This is a genomic window from Rhodanobacter denitrificans, assembly GCF_003335105.1.
GTDB lineage: Bacteria > Pseudomonadota > Gammaproteobacteria > Xanthomonadales > Rhodanobacteraceae > Rhodanobacter > Rhodanobacter denitrificans_A.
Genome location: NZ_QFWQ01000002.1, coordinates 130,151 through 148,508 on the forward strand (window position 1 = coordinate 130,151; position 18,358 = coordinate 148,508).

17 protein-coding genes and 1 tRNA gene are annotated in these 18,358 nt (G+C 66.9%); 1 reads left to right on the plus strand and 17 read right to left on the minus strand.

Going from position 1 to position 18,358, the window contains the following annotated elements:
- Window positions 1-4: 4 nt before the first annotated feature.
- Window positions 5-3,340, plus strand: a complete 3,336-nt coding sequence (locus tag DEO45_RS16770; protein ID WP_114340568.1) for a pilus assembly protein — start codon at window positions 5-7, stop codon at window positions 3,338-3,340.
- Between the two features lie 122 nt (window positions 3,341-3,462).
- Here the strand turns inward: DEO45_RS16770 and DEO45_RS01525 are convergent.
- From DEO45_RS01525 to aspS, 17 genes are all read right to left on the minus strand, one after another.
- Window positions 3,463-3,538 (minus strand) — tRNA-Lys (locus DEO45_RS01525).
- A 70-nt stretch (window positions 3,539-3,608) separates the two neighbouring features.
- A complete protein-coding gene (queC, locus tag DEO45_RS01530; protein ID WP_114340569.1) occupies window positions 3,609-4,295 on the minus strand; it encodes a 7-cyano-7-deazaguanine synthase QueC in 687 nt (228 codons plus the stop codon).
- Window positions 4,296-4,454: 159 nt separating this feature from the next.
- Window positions 4,455-5,147, minus strand: a complete 693-nt coding sequence (queE, locus tag DEO45_RS01535) for a 7-carboxy-7-deazaguanine synthase QueE (RefSeq protein WP_114340570.1) — start codon at window positions 5,145-5,147, stop codon at window positions 4,455-4,457.
- A 12-nt stretch (window positions 5,148-5,159) separates the two neighbouring features.
- Window positions 5,160-6,026, minus strand: a complete 867-nt coding sequence (gene ybgF, locus DEO45_RS01540) for a tol-pal system protein YbgF (RefSeq protein WP_223250739.1) — start codon at window positions 6,024-6,026, stop codon at window positions 5,160-5,162.
- The gene (gene pal, locus DEO45_RS01545) at window positions 6,026-6,532 is read right to left on the minus strand and encodes a peptidoglycan-associated lipoprotein Pal (RefSeq protein WP_068095267.1); all 507 of its coding nucleotides are present in this window, start codon (window positions 6,530-6,532) and stop codon (window positions 6,026-6,028) included. Before pal ends, ybgF begins: the two co-directional genes overlap by 1 nt.
- Before the next feature lie 250 nt (window positions 6,533-6,782).
- Window positions 6,783-8,111: a Tol-Pal system beta propeller repeat protein TolB gene (tolB, locus tag DEO45_RS01550; RefSeq protein ID WP_189339657.1), complete on the minus strand. Its 1,329-nt coding sequence runs from the start codon at window positions 8,109-8,111 to the stop codon at window positions 6,783-6,785.
- The gene (tolA, locus tag DEO45_RS01555) at window positions 8,111-9,055 is read right to left on the minus strand and encodes a cell envelope integrity protein TolA (RefSeq protein ID WP_114340572.1); all 945 of its coding nucleotides are present in this window, start codon (window positions 9,053-9,055) and stop codon (window positions 8,111-8,113) included. The genes tolB and tolA overlap by 1 nt, the downstream gene beginning before the upstream one ends.
- The gene (tolR, locus tag DEO45_RS01560; protein WP_114340573.1) at window positions 9,042-9,506 is read right to left on the minus strand and encodes a protein TolR; all 465 of its coding nucleotides are present in this window, start codon (window positions 9,504-9,506) and stop codon (window positions 9,042-9,044) included. Before tolR ends, tolA begins: the two co-directional genes overlap by 14 nt.
- A gap of 13 nt (window positions 9,507-9,519) precedes the next feature.
- Window positions 9,520-10,206, minus strand: coding sequence for a protein TolQ (tolQ, locus tag DEO45_RS01565; RefSeq protein WP_114340574.1), 687 nt, complete (start codon window positions 10,204-10,206; stop codon window positions 9,520-9,522).
- A gap of 36 nt (window positions 10,207-10,242) precedes the next feature.
- Window positions 10,243-10,662, minus strand: coding sequence for a tol-pal system-associated acyl-CoA thioesterase (gene ybgC / locus DEO45_RS01570; protein ID WP_114340575.1), 420 nt, complete (start codon window positions 10,660-10,662; stop codon window positions 10,243-10,245).
- On the minus strand, window positions 10,655-11,704 hold the full coding sequence (gene ruvB, locus DEO45_RS01575; RefSeq protein ID WP_114340576.1) for a Holliday junction branch migration DNA helicase RuvB: 1,050 nt from the start codon (window positions 11,702-11,704) through the stop codon (window positions 10,655-10,657). The genes ybgC and ruvB overlap by 8 nt, the downstream gene beginning before the upstream one ends.
- A gap of 213 nt (window positions 11,705-11,917) precedes the next feature.
- Complete coding sequence (locus DEO45_RS01580) at window positions 11,918-13,819, minus strand: potassium transporter Kup (RefSeq protein WP_114340714.1); 1,902 nt, start codon at window positions 13,817-13,819, stop codon at window positions 11,918-11,920.
- A gap of 2 nt (window positions 13,820-13,821) precedes the next feature.
- On the minus strand, window positions 13,822-14,418 hold the full coding sequence (ruvA, locus tag DEO45_RS01585; protein ID WP_114340577.1) for a Holliday junction branch migration protein RuvA: 597 nt from the start codon (window positions 14,416-14,418) through the stop codon (window positions 13,822-13,824).
- Window positions 14,419-14,443: 25 nt separating this feature from the next.
- On the minus strand, window positions 14,444-14,965 hold the full coding sequence (gene ruvC / locus DEO45_RS01590; protein WP_114340578.1) for a crossover junction endodeoxyribonuclease RuvC: 522 nt from the start codon (window positions 14,963-14,965) through the stop codon (window positions 14,444-14,446).
- Between the two features lie 34 nt (window positions 14,966-14,999).
- Window positions 15,000-15,734, minus strand: a complete 735-nt coding sequence (locus DEO45_RS01595) for a YebC/PmpR family DNA-binding transcriptional regulator (protein WP_114340579.1) — start codon at window positions 15,732-15,734, stop codon at window positions 15,000-15,002.
- 98 nt (window positions 15,735-15,832) lie between these two features.
- Window positions 15,833-16,468, minus strand: a complete 636-nt coding sequence (locus DEO45_RS01600; RefSeq protein WP_114340580.1) for an alpha/beta hydrolase — start codon at window positions 16,466-16,468, stop codon at window positions 15,833-15,835.
- 77 nt (window positions 16,469-16,545) lie between these two features.
- Entirely contained in the window at window positions 16,546-18,318 is a 1,773-nt protein-coding gene (gene aspS, locus DEO45_RS01605) for an aspartate--tRNA ligase (protein ID WP_114340581.1), read from the minus strand.
- Window positions 18,319-18,358: the final 40 nt, after the last annotated feature.

The following is an 18,358-nucleotide window of genomic DNA, read 5'->3' on the forward strand; positions in this document are numbered from 1 at the left end:
CGCCATGTCACACGCACGCTCTAACCTGAACCGCCGGTTGCGCATCTTCGCCCTGATCGCCGCGGCGCTGACGCTGCCAAGCCTGGCCAGCGGCGAGGACATCGACCTGTACACCGGCAACGCGATCAATGGCGGGCAGCCGAACGTGCTGCTGATCATGGACAACGCGGCGAACGGCAACTCGGCCACCACGATAGCCCCCGGCAGCAACTGCCCCTCCTGGATTGCCTCCAATCCCAAGGCACATGACTTCGAAGCGTGCGCGCTCTACAACATGATCGGTTCCATCGGGGCACCTACCAGCGCGCTGAACGGCCAGGTCAACATGGGCCTGATGATGTTCAACGGGGCCAATGGCGGGTTGTTCTTCTACCCGAATCCCGTGCCGACCCCGCCCGGTCCCCTGCCTTTGCTGGACACTCCGCACGCCACCACCTTCCAGAGCGTGATCGCTGGCACGCCCGGCGGCGGAACCGGCCCGGGCACGGCGGCCGTCAGCACCAACTCGAACAATCTCGATGAATCGATGGAGGAGGCCTGGGCTTTCTTCACCGGTACCACCGGCCTGTCCGGAACCAAGTACACCACGCCGATCAGCAGCACCTGTCAGAAGAACTTCATCATCTACCTGGCCAATGTGAGCGGCAGCAACGCGCCCAAGACGGCCAACAGCGTCACGCTGGCGCAATCGACCCTGGCCACGGCCATGGGCGTCCCCGCCAGCACCAAGCCCATGTCGCCGCCGATGATCCTGCTGAATCCCGCCGGCGACCAGCAGAACTGGGGCGACGAATGGGCGAAGTTCATGTACAACTCCGACCTGTCCGGCATCCCCGCCTCGGTCGAGCACAATTCGCAGAACATCATCACCTACACCGTCGCCGTTTCGAATGGTTGCGAGGCCACGCAGCAGAAATGCGTTGACCACATCAACCTGATCAAGAGCATGGCCGCGAACGGCGGCGGCAAGTACTTCTACGTCAGGTCAGGCGACGTGAGCGGCCTGATCGCGGCGCTGAACGCAATCCTGACCGAAGTGCAGGCGACCAACAGCGTGTTCGCCTCGGTGAGCCTGCCGGTCAGCGTGAACGCCCAGGGCACCTCGCTCAACCAGGTCTACGTCGGCATGTTCCGCCCGGATGCCACCGCCGCGCCGCGCTGGGCAGGCAACCTCAAGCAGTACCAGCTCGGCTTCGACAGCAACAACAACGTGGTGCTGGACGATTCGCTGGGCAACCCCGCGATCAGCAACGCCGGTACCGGCTTCATTTCGCCCACCGCGCTCAGCTTCTGGACGGCCGACCAGCAGACCTACACCGGAACCGGTGTCGGGACGCGCAACGGCCCGTTCACCGTCACCGCCGGCGGCTACACCAGCACCATCGTCCCCAGCTGGCCCGCCAGCGGTTTCTGGGTCAACCACCCGACCGGCGCCGGCGGCGCCTTCGATGCTCCCGACGGCCAGATTGTCGACAAGGGCGGCGTCGCCGAAATGGCACGCGCAGACTACCTCACCGACCAGTCGACGCGGGTGATCTACACCTGCACCAGCGTGGGCGGCTGCCCCAGCGCCGCCTCCGGCACAGCGTTGCCCACGTTCGATGCCACCACCCTGGGCGGCAATACCCTGTTTGGCACCACTTCGACCACGACCCCCACCACCACCAACCTGATCAACTGGGTCCGCGGCACGGACAACAATACCGGCACCGGCGCCGAGAGTCCGGCCGGACCGGGCAGCCCAGTCACCGTGCGTCCCTCCCTTCACGGCGACGTGCTGCATTCGCGGCCGGCGGTCGTCAACTACGGCGGTTCCATCGGCATCGTGGCGTTCTACGGCTCCAACGACGGCTTCTTCCGTGCCGTCAACGGCAACAAGGATGCGACCGCCCCGGGCGTCATCACGATGGCCAGCGGGCGCCTGGTGCGCCCCGGCGGCGAACTGTGGTCGTTCGTCGCCCCTGATTTCTTCAGCAGGTTCCAACGCCTGTACAACAACAGCCCGTTGCTGACACTCGGCTCCGCCAGCGGTAGTGGCAAGCCCTACTTCTTCGACGGCACCACCACGGTCTACCAGGACCTGCGCAACGCCGCGAGTCCGAAGACCTACATCTACGTCACGGCACGCCGTGGCGGCCGGCTGATCTACGCGTTCGACGTGAGCGACCCGACCAAGCCGCCGACATTCCTGTGGAGCAAGACCAACGCCGACATCCCCGAACTCGGCCAGACCTGGTCGCAGCCCAAGCTGGCCCTGGTCAAGGGCCACACCGATCTCAGCGGCAATCCCATCCCGGTGGTCGTCATGGGCGGCGGCTATGACCCCGCCGAGGATACGGATCCGGTGGCCGCCGCCGACACCATGGGCCGCGCGATCGTGGTGCTGGATGCCTTCGATGGCAGCAAGGTGTGGAGCGCCTGCCCGTCCGGCTGCACGGCTGCGGTACCCGGCATGACCTATGCGATCCCGTCCGACATCACCCTGCTTGATCGCAACGGCGACGGCTATACCGACCGCCTCTACACCGGCGATCTGGGCGGCAACATCTGGCGCGTCGATGTCGACGACACCTCTCCCGCCAACTGGAAGGTAACCAAGCTTGCCAGCCTGAGCACCACCGGCACCGGCACCGGCAGCGCCTGCGCGACCAACCCTATTGGCGCCCGCAAGTTCTTCTACCCACCCGATGTCACGCCGACCACCAGCTTCGACGCAGTGGTGGCGGCCAGCGGCGACCGCGAGCATCCCCTGGCGTCGAACGCATCCTCCTGCGTGGTCAATCGCTTCTACATGCTGAAGGACACCAACACCGGCACCAGCGTGGCCAGCGGCTGGACCACGATCACCCAATCCATGCTCACCGACGAAACCGGTGCCGCCTCCGGAGCAACCGCGCCCTACTCCTCCACCAGCACCACGTCGGGGTTCTATGTCACCCTGACCCACTCGGGCGAGAAGGCGGTAAACGCGCCGCTGACCGTGGCCGGCTACACGTACTTCGGCACCAACACCCCGGCCGATCCGAAGCTGAATCCCAGCATGTGCTACCCGAACCTGGGCATCGCGCGCGGTTACGCGATCAACTTCCTGACCGGCGCGGGCCAGAACAGCAACGGCTACATCGTCTTCGACGGTGGCGGCCTGCCGCCCTCGCCGGTATTCGGCCTGGTCGAAGTCACCCCCGGCAGCGGCGTATATACCCCGGTCCTGATCGGCGGCGGCAACCAGACCGGAACGGGTGGCGGCAACAACACCTCGGCGCTGGGTGCCCAGAAGGTCACTCCGCCCAACACCGGCAAGCGCAAGCGCACCTACTGGTTCACCGAAGGCCTGAAGTAATCGTTCGGCAAGGCAAGGCTCCCTGCGGCTGCCGGCAATCCCGGCAGCCGTTTTTTTTGGATGCTCCTCGCCAGATATGCCGCGAAGGACCAAAAAAAAGCGCCCAGGGGGCGCTCCGAAACTGGTGGGTCGTCCGGGACTCGAACCCGGGACCAATAGATTAAAAGTCTACTGCTCTACCAACTGAGCTAACGACCCGTCATTGCAAAACTCAAGCGGACAATTTTACGGGCTGGGCAGCAGCGGCACAAGCAAGCGTGCCGGCCCTTCAGGCGTAACGCGTGGGATCGTCCAGACCCGCCTCGCGGAAACCTTGCGCGCGCAGCCGGCAGGCATCGCAATGGCCGCAGGCGCGGCCGTCGTCGTCGGCCTGGTAGCAGCTTACCGTGGCCGAGAAATCAACGCCCAGGCGCTGACCCTCGCGCGCAATGTCGGCCTTGCTCATGCGCATCAGCGGTGCATGGATGCGGATGCCGGCGCCTTCCACGCCGGCCTTGGTGGCGACGTTGGCGAGTTTCTCGAAGGCCTCGATGAAGGCGGGGCGGCAATCCGGGTAGCCCGAGTAGTCGACCGCGTTGACGCCGCACCAGATGTCGCTGGAGCCGAGCACCTCGGCCCAGCCCAGCGCGATCGACAGCATGATGGTGTTGCGCGCCGGTACGTAGGTCACCGGGATGTTGCCACTTTCAGCGGCGTCCAGCGGCACGTCGATGTCGGCGGTCAGCGCGGAACCGCCGATGCTGCGCAGGTCGACGCCGACGGTCTTGTGCTCGACCGCGCCGAGCATCCTCGTCACGCGGTCGGATGCGTCCAGCTCGGAGCGGTGGCGCTGGCCGTAGGCCACGCTCAGCGCGTGCACCTGATAACCCTGTTCGCGCGCCAGCGCGATGGTGACGGCCGAATCCATGCCGCCGGAGACGAGTACGACGGCCTTGCGGGAAGAATGGTCAGACATGGCTTGCATCCAAACGGGTACGGCCGGTCACCGGCCGGAAGGCGCCGCCGGCGACACAGGCCGCGGCGCGTAAAACAGGAGTGAGTGGAGAGGAGTGAGAAATGAGTGGGAAGCGCGCTGTACCCTCTCACTTCTCACTCCTCTCCACTCACTTCTCGCTTATTTCCCTCGCGCGTCGTTCCACAGCAACTTGTGCAATTGCAACTGGAACCGCACGGGCAGCTTGTCGGCGATGATCCACTCGGCCAGGTCACGCGGCTCTACCGCGCCGTGTACCGGCGAGAACAGCACCATGCAGCGATCCGCCAGCGCATGCTCGGCCAGCATCGCGCGAGCCCACTCGTAGTCGGCGCGGCTGGCGATGACGATCTTGATCTGGTCGTGCGGCAGCAGGTGGTCGAGGTTCGACCACAGGTTGCGGCCGCTCTCGCCCGAATCCGGCGCCTTCAGGTCCAGCACCTTGCGCACGCGGGGATCGACCGCGGAGACATCCAGCGCGCCGGAGGTTTCGAGCGACACCTCGTAGCCGGCGTCACACAACTTGCGCAGCAGGATCAGGCAGCGCTTCTGCGCCAGCGGCTCGCCGCCGGTCACGCAGACGTGCTTCGCGCCGTGCGTGGCGACCTCGGCGAGGATGTCGTCGATCGCATGCCAGTTGCCGCCGTAGAACGAATATTCGGTATCGCACCAGACGCAGCGCAACGGACAACCGGTGAGGCGCACGAACACGGTGCGCCAGCCGATCGCATCGGCCTCGCCCTGGATCGAGTGGAAGATCTCGGTGATGCGCAGGCGCTCGGCGACCGCCGCCGCAGGCGTACCGGACGCCTCGCGCGCGTCATGGCCGCTCATACCCGCTGCCGCTCAGTTGCCCGACTGCAGCTGCAGGCGCTGCAAGCGTTCCTGGGCCAGGCTGGCCACCTTGGTGCCGGGATACTTGGCGGCGACCTGGGTCAGCGTGGCCCTGGCCGCTGCGGTCTGCTTCAGCTCGAGCTGGCTGTAGCCGACCTTGAGCAGCGCATCGGGCGCCTTCTCGCTCTGCGGAAACTGGCTGAGCAGCCGCTGGAACGATTCCAGCGCGACCGGGTAGTTGGTGGTGGCGTAATAGGATTCGCCAAGCCAGTAAAGGGCGTTCGGCGCCAGCGCGTGGTTCGGGTATTGCTGGATGAAGCTGCGGAACTCACGCGACGCCTCGACGTAGTTGCCCGCGCGGATCGCCTTGAAGGCCACGTCGTAGGCCGCCTGGGCCGCCGCGGGGTCGGCCGCGCCGGCACCCGGATTGCCACCCGCCGAAGCCGCCTGGCCTGCTGCCGCATTGCCGGCGGCGGCATTGCCCGCCGCAGCAGCCGGCTTGGCCGCCGCCTGGGCCTGCGGGTTGCCGCCTGCCGCTGCAGCGGCTCCAGCACCAGCGCTCTCGATGCGCCCCAGCCGGGCGTCGAGATCGGTGTACTGGGCCTTGTTCTTGTCCTCGAGCGTCTGCAACTGGTGCTGCAGTTCCTCGATCTGTCCCTGCAACTGCTGCACCTGTGCCTGCAACTGCTGCATCTGGTTGACCATGCCGGTACCGGACTGGTCCTTGTTCTGTGCCTGCTGTTCCAGCCGCGCGACGCGATCGGCGAGGCTCAGCCGCGAGTCCTGCGCGAATGCCGGGAACGCGAACAGCATGGCGGACGCGACCGCGCCCGCCATGCTGAACCTGGCTGCAAAGCTCTTAGCCAGTCGCTTCATCATTACTGCGCCGTGTAGACGATCTCGACGCGGCGGTTCTTGCTCCAGCAATCCTCGTTGTGCTCACGGCACACCGGTTTTTCCTTGCCATAGCTGATCACTTCCAGCTGGCTGGCCTGGCCGCCATTGCCCTGCAGCGCTTCGGAGACGGCGTTGCCGCGACGCTCGCCGAGGCCCAGGTTGTACTCGCGCGAGCCGCGCTCGTCGGCGTTGCCTTCCAGACGGATGTGCGAGGTCGGGCGATCGCGCAGGTACTTGGCGTGGCACGCCATGATCTGCTGGAACTCCGGCTTGATCTCGGTCTTGTCGAAGTCGAAGTACACGACGCGCTGACGCAGGCAGGCATCGGTGTCGAGGTCGGCGGGGGTGTACTTGCCGTCAGAGACGGGAGCCTGGGTCGGGGCGGTCTGCTCCGGAGCCGGCTGCGGTTTGACTTCCTGCTTCTTGGAGCAAGCGGCCGCGCCTACGCAGAGCAGGGCAACCAGGGCGACGCGAACGGTCTTATTCATGGTGACGTTCCTTACGGGTTGAGTTCCGACTAACGATGACGATCGGGGATAACGGGACAGCTGTCGCCGGTTAACCGGCTGTTATTTTGACACTTGAAAGGTCGATAGTGCGTGACTCTGCACGGTCGCCCTGACTGGCTTTCGACGCGGCAAAGCGTCATAACCGGAAACCGAAACGCGCCTCGCGGCACCGTTCGGGCCCACTCCCTGGGCATCGGGCTGCCGCACTTTCGTGCAGCAGCCTGGAAAATCAGCGTTGCCGGTATGGTCCCCAGGCCGGTTCGCGCACGTCGCCGTCGGAAAGTACGAGGCGCTGGCGAACCATGCCGTCAGCCGATACGGCATACAGCACGCCGCGACGTCCTTCGGTAGCGGCGTACAGCAGCATGCTGGCATTCGGTGCAAAACTCGGGGACTCGTCGATCGGGCCCGGCGAGAGGAACCGCACCTGGTCACCCAGGCTGCGATCCATGATGGCAATACGATACACGTTCCCGTTGCCCTGCACCATGGCGATCTGCTTGCCGTCGTAGCTCACGTCGGCGTTCAGGTTGCTCTGCCCCTGGAAGCTGATCCGCTGCGGCGTACCGCCGCTGGCCGAAACCTGGTAGATCTGCGGCCGGCCGGAACGGTCGGAGGTGAAATAGATGCTCTTGCCGTCGGGCGCCCAGACCGGCTCGGTGTCGATCGACAGGCTGTTGGTCAGCCGGGTCTCGTGGCGGCTGGCCAGGTCCAGCACGAACAGCTCCAGGTTGCCGACGTAGGACAGCGCCACCGCCAGCTTGCTGCCGTCCGGCGACCACGCGGGCGCACCGTTGATGCCCCGGGGATGGGATTCCACCAGCTGGCGCGAGCCGGTGGTGATGTCCTGCACGTAGATCGACGAATTGCCGCTCTCGAACGAAACGTAGGCGAGCTTGCGGCCGTCCGGCGACCACGCCGGCGTCAGCAGCGACTCCTTCGAACGGGCCACCACCTGCGGGTTGTAGCCATCGGAATCGGCCACGATCAGCGAATAGGTGGTGTGGTTGCCCAGGCCCACCGCGGTGATGTACGCGATACGCGTCCAGAACGCGCCCCGCACGCCGGTGATCTTCTGGTAGATGATGTCCGCAATCTGGTGCGCCACGCCACGCAGGTCGCCCGCCGGCGCCGGCGGCATCTGCTGGTGCAGCAGGCTCTGCTGCTTGTTGACGTCCCACAGTTCGTACTCGACCTGCACCATGCCGTTGCCGGCCTCGGTGACGTTGCCGACCACGATGTAGTCCTGCTTCAGCAGGCGCCAGGTGGCGAACTTGATGTCCGAACCCTTGGACGGAAACTCCACGATATCGCTCTTGGCCAGCGAACGGAATTTGCCGGAGCGGTTGAAATCGTTGCGCATCACTTCGGCGACGTCGGTCGACAGCGGCGCGCCGCCGGCCTGCGCGAACGGCACCACCACGATCGGGGTGGCGGTCTTGACGCCACCGACGATGTCGACGTTCAGGGACTGGGCGGTGGCCGGGCCGGCGAACAACGCCACCGCGGCCAGCAGGATGACGACAAGGCTTGAGCTGAATTTGCGCATGGTCTTGATCATTGCGGCCTGAAAGTGAAGGTGAGGTTGCGCTGGAACACGCTTTCGAAACCCTTGTACGGCAAGGTCTTGGTGCGCAATACCGCATTTTCGACCGAACGCCGGCCGGCGTCGTCGTACGGGCAACTGGAGTCGACGGTGGCGCTCATGACGTCGCCACCGGGCGACTGCACGATGTGAACCTGGCACGGAACAGTCGGTATGTTATCCGGCCTTAACCAGTTCGGCGTGACCGCATTCTGAATGGCCGCTGCATATTCGTCGGCGAGGTTGCTGTTCTGGCTGTTGTTGCCGGTCTGGCGCTGCGCCGCATTGGGCAGGTCGGGGGCACCGTTGTCCTGGGCGTTCTTCAGATCCTCCAACTGCTGCTTGGCCTGCCTGGCCTTGCTGTCGAGCTTGCGCGTCTGCTGCGCCGCCGCATCCATCTTCGCCAGCAGGTCGTCGATCTGTTTCTGCTTTTCCTGCTTCTGCTTGACCGCCTGCGCATCCAGCTCCGCCTGACGCTGGCGCTGCTTTTCCTCCTGCAGCTGCTTCGCTTCCTCGGCCTTCAGCGCAGCTTCCTCCACCACCCGCTCCTGGTCCTTGAGGTCCGGCTGCTTGGGCGGCGGCGGCAGGGTCTTCACCTCCGGCGCCTCGATCTTGGGCGGCGTCGGCGGCGGCACCGTCGGTGGCGGCGGCGTCGAATCGGGTACCGGCTTGACCTTCACCGCCTTCGGCGGCGGGCTGCCGGTGGGGCCGATCAGGGTGGCCTCGATGACCTGCCCCTGCAATTCCAGCGGTTTCGAGCAGGTGATCGGGTTCATCCACGCCGGCAGATGCAGCGCGTTGAACACGTTCTCGTAGGTCGAGCACGGCAGCACCGCGAGGAACAGGAACCCCACGATGCCGATGTGCAGGATGGCGGAAAGTACGACCGCCCTCGGCGTCGCCTTACTTTCGTCCATCGGAGGTGCTCTTGCCCTGGCCAGCCGGTTCGCCCGGCTGGCCCATCAGGCCGACCTTGGCCACGCCGGCCTGCTGCAGGTCGGCCAGCACCTTGAACACGCCGCCGTAGCTGCCCCGCTCGTCGCCGCCGACCAGCACGCTGACCTCGGGATTCTCGCGCACGAAGGCGCCCACCTTGAGCTTGAGCGCATCCTCGTCGACCAGTTCCTTCTTCGCCCCGCTCAGGGTCAGGTAGAGCTGGCCATCCTGCAGCACCGAGACCAGCACCGGGTCCTTCTTCTGCTGCAGCGACTTGGCATTGGCCTGCGGCAGCTGCACGTCGACGCTGGAGTTCATCATCGGCGTGGTGACCATGAAGATGATCAGCAGCACCAGCATCACGTCGATGTACGGCACCACGTTAATTTCGGATTTGAGCTTGTAGCGCCGCTGGCGCCCGGAGGTTCGCATGGCTGCTCTCCGCTCAGGCGACGTCGTCGGTCTGGATCTGCCGCTGCAGCACCGAGGAGAATTCTTCCTGGAACACGTCGTAGCGCGAGGCGATGCGCTCGACCTTGGTGGCGTAGCGGTTGTACGCCCACTGCGCCGGGATCGCCGCGAACAGGCCCATCGCGGTGGCGATCAGTGCCTCGGAGATGTGCGGCGCGACCACCGCGATGGTTACATCCTTCATCTCCCCCAGGCCCTGGAACGCACCCATGATGCCCCACACGGTGCCGAACAGGCCCACGTACGGGCTGATCGAGCCGACGTTGGCGAGGAACTCCAGGTTGCGCTCGAGCAGGCCGATCTCGCGCGTGCCGGCCACCTGCATGGCGCGCTCGGAGCCCTCGATCGCGCTGCGCGGATCGTGCGTCTTGCGTTGCCGCTGGCGGGCGAATTCGCGGAAGCCCGACTCGAAGATGTTCTCGATGCCGCCGGTGCCGCCGTTGCGGTTGCTGACCTCGCGGAACAGCTGGGCCAGGTCGCCGCCCGACCAGAAGCGCTCCTCGAACTCCTCGGCGTTCTCCATCGCCGCCTTGGTCTGCGAATACTTGCGGATGATGATCACCCAGGACAGGAACGAGAACACCAGCAGCACCAGCAGCACCAGTTTCACCGGCAGGCTCGAATCCGCGATCAGCGTGAAAATGTTCAGTCCACCGTTCATTGCTTGCAGGTTCTCCGCCAGTCGGCTTGGGTTGTCTTAAGGTGCGTGTTGCAGGATCAGATCGGCCGGAATCAGCGCCGGACGCATGCGCTGAAGATCGACGCAGGCCACCCGCACGCTGGCGCGGATCAGGCAGCTGCCGTCGTTCTTCGTGATCGTCTGGGTGAACAGGATACTGGCTGCGCGCTGTTCTTTGACTTCGACCGTTACCGACAGTTCATCATCCAGCAGGGCGGGCTTGAGGAAGTCGATGTGCATGTCGCGCACCATGAAGGCCAGCCCGGTGGCCTGCTTGAACGCCATCTGGTCGACGCCGAGCGCGCGCATCCACTCGCTGCGGGCGCGCTCCATGAAGCGCAGGTAGCCGGCGTGATAGACCACCCCGCCGGCGTCGGTGTCTTCCCAGTAGACCCGCACTTTCCAGCGGAAGGGCGGTTTCGGGGCGAGCTCAGGCATCGTCGGTTCCGGCGTCGAACAGGTCGGCGGGCTGCGCCTGCCGCGGCGGCGGGGTCAGTCCGAGGTGGCGCCAGCCCCTGGCGCTGACCATGCGGCCGCGGGCGGTGCGAATCAGGTAGCCCTGCTGGATCAGGTACGGCTCGACCACGTCCTCCAGCGTGCCGCGGTCCTCGCTCAGCGCGGCGGCCAGCGACTCCACCCCGACCGGGCCGCCGTCGAAGTTCTCGATGATCAGGCCGAGCAGGCGCCGGTCCAGTTCGTCGAAACCCTGCGGGTCGATCTTCAGCATGTCCAGCGCGGCCTGCGCCGCGGCCAGGGTGATCTCGCCGCCGGCGCGTACCTCGGCGTAGTCGCGCACCCGGCGCAGCAGGCGGTTGGCGATGCGCGGCGTACCGCGCGAGCGGCGGGCGATCTCCTGCGCCCCTTCCGGCGCGCAGACGATGCCCAGGATGCGCGCGGCGCGGCGCACGATCGCGGTGAGCTCGTCGGCGGTATAGAACTCCAGCCGCTGCACGATGCCGAAGCGGTCGCGCAGCGGTGCGGTGAGCATGCCGGCGCGGGTGGTGGCGCCGATCAGGGTGAACGGCGGCAGGTCCAGCTTGATCGAGCGCGCGGCCGGGCCCTCGCCGATCATGATGTCGATCTGGAAATCCTCCATCGCCGGGTACAGCACCTCCTCGACCAGCGGCGACAGGCGATGGATCTCGTCGACGAACAGCACATCGTTCGCCTCCAGGTTGGTCAGCAGCGCGGCCAGGTCGCCGGCGCGCTCCAGCACCGGGCCGGAGGTGGAGCGCAGGTTGACGCCCAGCTCGTTCGCGATCACATGGCTGAGCGTGGTCTTGCCCAGACCCGGCGGGCCGAACACCAGCACGTGGTCCAGCGCCCCGCCCCGTTTCCGGGCGGCCTCGATGTAGATCGACAGCTGCTCGCGCACCGCCTGCTGGCCCAGGTACTCGGCCAGCCGCTTCGGCCGGATGGTGGCTTCCAGCGCCTCGTCGTCGAGCTGGGCGGCGGCGGTGATGATGCGGTGGTCGATCATGCCGGCATTATGGCGGCTTGCGTAGGTGAAATGGAGTGGAAATCAGGAGCAGGAGCAGCCGCTCCATGAGCCAAGGAAGTGCTTTCCTGCACTTCTTTGGCTCGCCACGGTCGGGCTGCACCCGACCGTGGCTGCGCAGGCCGATCGCGTCCGCGATCGGCCTGCGTGCGGCCCATCCGTGGGCCGCGGTGGAGATCTGATCCGCTGCGCGGATCAGATCTCCACCTGCGCGCCCAGCTCGATCAGCCGGTTACCGGGAATCTGGAAGAACGCGGTGGCCGGCAGCGCGTTGCGTGCCATGAATGCGAACAGCTTGTCGCGCCACAGCGCCATGCCGGGGCGGCGGGCATCGGCCACGATGGTCTCGCGCGACAGGAAGAAAGTGGTATCCATCATGTCGAAGCCGAGGCCCTCGCGCGAACACTGGGTCAGCGCCAGCGGGATGTTCGGATCCTCGGCGAAACCGAAGCGCAGCTCCAGTCCGAAGAAGTTGCCGCCCATCGGGGTGATCTCGATGCGCTCATGGACCTCGGCCACCGGGGTTTCCAGCGTCTCCACCGTCAGCAACACGTTGCGCTCGTGCAGCACCTTGTTGTGCTTGAGGTTGTGCAGCAGCGCATGCGGCACGGCGTGCTGGTTCGCGGTGAGGAAGATCGCCGTGCCCGGCACGCGCAGCGGCGGGTGCTCGGCGATGTTCTCGATGAACGGCGCCAGCGCCAGGCCGCCCTGCTTGATCTCGCGCATCACCAGTTCGCGGCCGCGGCGCCAGGTGGTCATCACGCTGAACAGCACCACGCCCAGCACCAGCGGGAACCAGCCGCCGTGCGCCACCTTCAGCAGGTTGGCGCCGAAGAACGACAGGTCGATGATCAGGAACAGCACGCCGACCAGCACCACCGTGAACCAGCTCCAGTGCCAGCGCTTGCGCGCCACCACCAGTGCCAGCGCCGTGGTCACGGTCATCGTGCCGGTCACCGCGATGCCGTAGGCCGCGCCCAGGTTGTCGGAGCTGCGGAAGCCGAGCACCGCCACGATCACCAGCACCATCAGCATGCGGTTGACCCACGGCACGAAGATCTGCCCGGACATCTCGCGCGAGGTGTGCACCACCGCCAGCCGCGGCGAGTAGCCCAGCGTCATCGCCTCGCGGGTCATCGAGAATGCGCCGGAGATCACCGCCTGCGATGCGATCACCGCGGCGGCGGCGGCAAGCACGATCATCGGGTACAGCAGCGACTCGGGCACCATCAGGTAGAACGGGCTGTCGATCGCGCGCGGATTGCCCAGCAGCAACGCGCCCTGGCCGAAGTAGTTCAGCAGCAGCGCCGGCAGCACGAAGCCGAACCAGGCCACCCGGATGGGTTTCTTGCCGAAGTGGCCCATGTCGGCGTACAGCGCCTCGGCGCCGGTCAGCGCCAGCACCACGCCGCCAAGCGCAATGAACGAGGTGTTGCCGTGGTTGATGAAGAAGCGTATTGCGTGCAACGGGTTGACCGCGGACAGCACCTGCGGATTGGTGATGATCTGGCGCACGCCGAGCACCGCCAGCACCACGAACCACAGCGCCATCACCGGGGCGAAGGCCCTCCCTACGCTGTGCGTGCCATGCCGCTGCACGGCGAACATGACCAGCAGGATCGCCAGCGCGATCCACACCACGTACTTGTCCAGCCCCGGCGCCGCGACGCCGAGGCCCTCGACCGCGCCAAGCACCGAAATCGCCGGGGTGATCACGCCGTCGCCGTAGAACAGCGCGGCGCCGAAGATGCCGAAGCCGGCCAGCACCCAGCGCGCGCGTGCCGAGCCGCTCATCGAGCGCTGCGCCAGCGCCATCAGCGCCATGATGCCGCCCTCGCCCTTGTTGTCCGCGCGCATCACGAAGGTGACGTATTTCAGCGACACCACCACGATGAGCGCCCAGAACACCAGCGACAGCACGCCCAGCACCGCCGACGGCGTCGGCGTCATGCCGTGCGTGCCCAGGGTTTCCTTCATGGTGTACAGCGGACTGGTGCCGATGTCGCCGAACACCACGCCGATCGCACCGAGCGCCAGCGCCCGCAATCGACGCCGGTTCTCCGCGGGGCTGAGGCATTGAACAGTCTGATGGCTCACGATCAAGCTCCGAGCGCGGCGCGCAGCGCCTTGCGGATGATGGCCTCGGCGCCGTCGCCATCGGCAGCAACCTTCTGCACCAGCCGGGCCACCTCGGCCGGCTTGTAGCCCAGCTGCTGCAACGCCACGGCGGCTTCGCCGGCGGCGTCCAGCGGCGCACCAGCCGCACGCGGCGCGGCGCCCGGCATGCCGGACAGGCCGTCCACGCGGTCGCGCAACTCCACCACGATGCGCTCGGCGGTCTTCTTGCCGATGCCGGGGATCTTGGTCAGCGCGACCACGTCGCCGGCCTGCACCAGCCGCGCGAAGTGCTCGGTGGAAACACCCGACAGCACCGCCAGCGCGATCTTCGCGCCGATCCCGCTGACCTTGAGCAGGTTGCGGAACAGCGTGCGCTCGCTCTCGTGCAGGAAGCCGTACAGCGCGACGCTGTCTTCCTTCACCGCGTGATGGGTGAGCAGGACCACTTCCTTGCCGATGCCGGGCAGGTCGTAGATCGTCGACATCGGCGCCTCGACTTCGTAGCCGACGCCGCCTACTTCGACCAGCAGCGACGGCGGCTGCTTGCTTATCAGGATGCCGCGCAAGCGTCCGATCACCGGCGGTATCCCCTTGTCTTCATCATCATCGGCGACGCCTCCAGGCCGTGCGCGGTATGCCGACGCGGGCCAGGCTGGCGCGGGTATGCGCATGGGTCACCGCTACCGCCAGCGCGTCGGCGGCATCGGCCTGCAGCGGCCCCTTCAGGCCGAGCAGCACGCCGATCATGTGCTGTACCTGGGCCTTGTCGCCGCGGCCGCTGCCGACCACGGACTGCTTCACTTCGGTTGCCGCGTATTCGTGCACCACGATCCCCTGACTGACCACCGCGCAGATGGCGGCGCCACGCGCCTGCCCGAGCTTCAGCGCCGAATCCGGATTGCGCGCCATGAATACGCGCTCGATTCCGCACTCGGCCGGCTGGTGGGTCGCGATGATGTCACACAGTTCGTCAAAGATGCGTTTCAGGCGCAATGGGAACGAGGCCTCGCCGGCCACCGCCAGCGCGCCGTGGAACACGTGGACGAGCTTGCCCGCGCCGTCCACGTCGATGATCCCCACGCCGGTGCGCTGGCTACCGGGGTCGATGCCGATGATGCGGGTCATTACGGGTTCGATGCGAAGGCACGCGGCCCGCGGCTTACTCGACGGCCTCGGAGGGCAGCAAGGCGTTGTGCGACACCTCGCTCACGTCGTCCAGCGCATCGAGCCGCTCGAGCAGGTCCAGCAGCGACTCCAGCGCCTCGGCGGGCACCTCGACGCGGTTGTTCGGACGCATCACCACGCCGGCGTGCTGCGCGGCCAAGTGGGCGTCGATCAGCGCCTGCTGCACCGTCTCGAAGTTCTCCGGCGAGCACAGCACGATGCTCTCGCCATGCTCGTTGAGCACGTCGTCGGCACCGGCTTCCAGCGCCGCTTCGAGCACCTTTTCCTCGGCTGCCGCGTCACCGCCGGTGGCGAACACCAGTTCGCCGCAACGGGTGAACTGGAACGCCACCGAGCCGGAGGTGCCGAGGTTGCCGCCGTGCTTGGCCAGCGCATGGCGCACGTCGGCGACGGTGCGGGTGGGGTTGTCGGTGAAGCATTCGATGATCAGCGCAGTACCGGCAGGGCCGTAACCCTCGTAGCGCAGCTCCTGCATGTCGGCGCCGCCATCGGCGCCGGAGCCGCGCTTGATCGCCCGCTCGATGGTGTCCTTGGTCATGTTCGCCGACAGCGCCTTGTCCACCGCCGCGCGCAGGCGCGGGTTGCCCGCCGGGTCGGCGACGCCGGCGCGGGTGGCCACCGTGATCTCGCGGATCAGCTTGGTGAACACCTTGGCGCGCTTGGCGTCTTCGGCGTTCTTGCGACCTTCGATGGACGGGCCTCTACCCATGGCGATTCCTGCACGCAGCGATTGGACAAGCCGGCGATTTTACCCGAATTCCGCCACCGTGCCGGCCGCCGCACCCCGCCGTGCCGCGACAAGACGCCTCAGACCACGGCAGGCGGAAACCGGCCGTGGCGCAGGAATTCCGCCGCCCGGCGGGCCACCTCCGGCGAAAACAGCAGGCCGGTATGGCTGACCTCCACCACGCAATGGTCGGTCAGGCCCGGCAGGCGGGTTTCCGCCACCGCCACGGTGCCATCGTGCTCGCCCTCGAGATGGCCCAGCACCGCGCCCAGGCCCAGCGGCAGGCGGCCGGCGATCATGCCGACCTCGCGGCTGCCGTCCCAGCGTTCGAAACCCTGCTCCAGCAGCTCGCGGTTGTGCCCCAGCAACACTTCGCCGCCTCGCCCCCACGCGGCGAACCCGCGCGCGGCGGCACTCCCCTTCAGCGGCGAACCGAGGCACACGATGCGTCCGGGCGGCGCTGCGCCATCGAGGCAGACGCGCAGCGCGAGCAGGCCACCGAGGCTGTGCCCGACCAGGTGCACGGCATCGGCCGCCCCCGCCAGCGCGGCCATCCGCGCCTGCAACCGGTCCAGGATGCGCTGCTGGGTGGCCGCCACGCTGAGGTAGTCGAAGCGATGCACGCGAAAGCCCGCCTCCATCAGCCGACGGTGCAGCATGGACAACGCGAAGCCGCGCATCCACAGGCCGTGCAGCAGGATCACATGGTCAGACATGGCGGATCACATCCGACGGGTGGCAAGGGAAACGACATGCGCGCCCGGCACGGCATCGCCCGGGCGACGCGGCAGGCTCAGGTGCCCGCCGCCGCGCCATCCAGCACCTGCACGTGCAGCTCCTTCAGCTGCACCGCGGCGATCGGCGACGGCGCATCGGTCATCAGGTCCTGCGCGCTGGTGGTCTTGGGGAACGCGATCACGTCGCGGATCGATTCGGTGCCGGCCATCAAGGCGGCGATGCGGTCGATGCCGAACGCCAGGCCGCCGTGCGGCGGCGCGCCGAATTTCAGCGCCTTCAGCAGGAAGCCGAACTTCATCTCGGCCTCCTCGGCGCCGATGCCGAGCAGCTCGAACACCGTGCTCTGCATCTCCGGCCGGTGGATGCGGATCGAGCCGCCGCCGATCTCGTTGCCGTTCAACACCATGTCGTAGCCGCGGCTCACCGCGTTGTGCGGATCGGCGCGCAGCTGGGCGGCGTCATCCACCTTCGGCGCCGTGAACGGATGATGCAGGGCCACGAAGCGCTGTTCCTCGGCGTCGTACTCGAACATCGGGAAATCGGTGACCCATAGCGGCTTCCAGCTGTCCTCGACCAGGCCGCGGTCCTTGCCTACCTTCAGCCGCAGCGCGCCCATGAAGTCGGTGACGGTTTTCCACGCACCGGCACCGAAGAACACGATGTCGCCGGTCTGTGCGGCGGTGGCTTTCAGCACGCCGTCCAGCGCCGCGTCGTCGAGGAACTTCGCCACCGGCGAATTGATCCCCTCGCGCCCCTTGGCCAGATCCTCGACCTTGAGCCAGGCCAGCCCCTTCGCGCCGTAGCGCGCGGCGTATTCCGCCAGGCCGTCGATGTCCTTGCGCGACAGCGTGCTGCCGCCGGGCACGCGCAGCGCGGCGACGCGGCCGGCCGCATCGTTGGCCGGCTCGGCGAACACCTTGAACTCGACGTGCTTCAGCACGTCGGCCACGTCGACCAGCTCCAGCGCGATGCGCAGGTCGGGCTTGTCCGAACCGAAGCGGCGCATCGCCTCGGCCCAGGTCATGCGCGGGAACGCGGCATTGAGCTCGACGCCCTGCACTTCCCTGAACACGTGGCGGATCAGCTCCTCCACGAAATCCTGCACGTCCTTCTCTTCGACGAAGGCGAACTCCAGGTCGAGCTGGGTGAACTCCGGCTGGCGGTCGGCGCGCAGGTCCTCGTCGCGGAAGCAGCGTGCGATCTGGTAGTAGCGGTCGAAGCCGGCCACCATCAGGATCTGCTTGAACAGCTGCGGCGACTGCGGCAGCGCGTAGAAATGGCCCGGATGCACGCGGCTGGGCACCAGGTAGTCGCGCGCGCCCTCGGGCGTGGCCTTGGTCAGGATCGGCGTCTCGACATCCTGGAAGCCGCGCGCGTCGAGGTAGCGGCGCAACGCCTGCACCAGCCGGATGCGCTTCCTCATCATCGCCTGCATTTCCGGGCGGCGCAGGTCGAGGTAGCGGTAGGTCATCCGCAGGTCCTCGTTCGGGTTCTCGTGCAACGCGAACGGCAGGTCCTTCGCGGCATTGAGCACCTCGACGGTGTCGGCCAGCAGCTCGACGGTGCCGGTCTTCAACTTGTCGTTGACCGACACCCGCGGGCGGATCGTACCGGTGACGCGCAGGCAGTACTCGTTGCCGATCTCGCCGGCAACCACGAACGCGGCGGCGTTGTCGCGCTCGACCACCACCTGGGCCAGTCCCTCGTGGTCGCGCAGATCGACGAACGCCACATGGGCCTGCAGGCGGATCTTGTTGACCCAGCCGCACAGGGTGACGGTACGGCCGATCAGCGACTCATCGATGAGGCCGCAGTAATGCGTGCGCATGCGTTGGAACTCCGGCGTCGCCGCGGCGACTTCAGGCGTG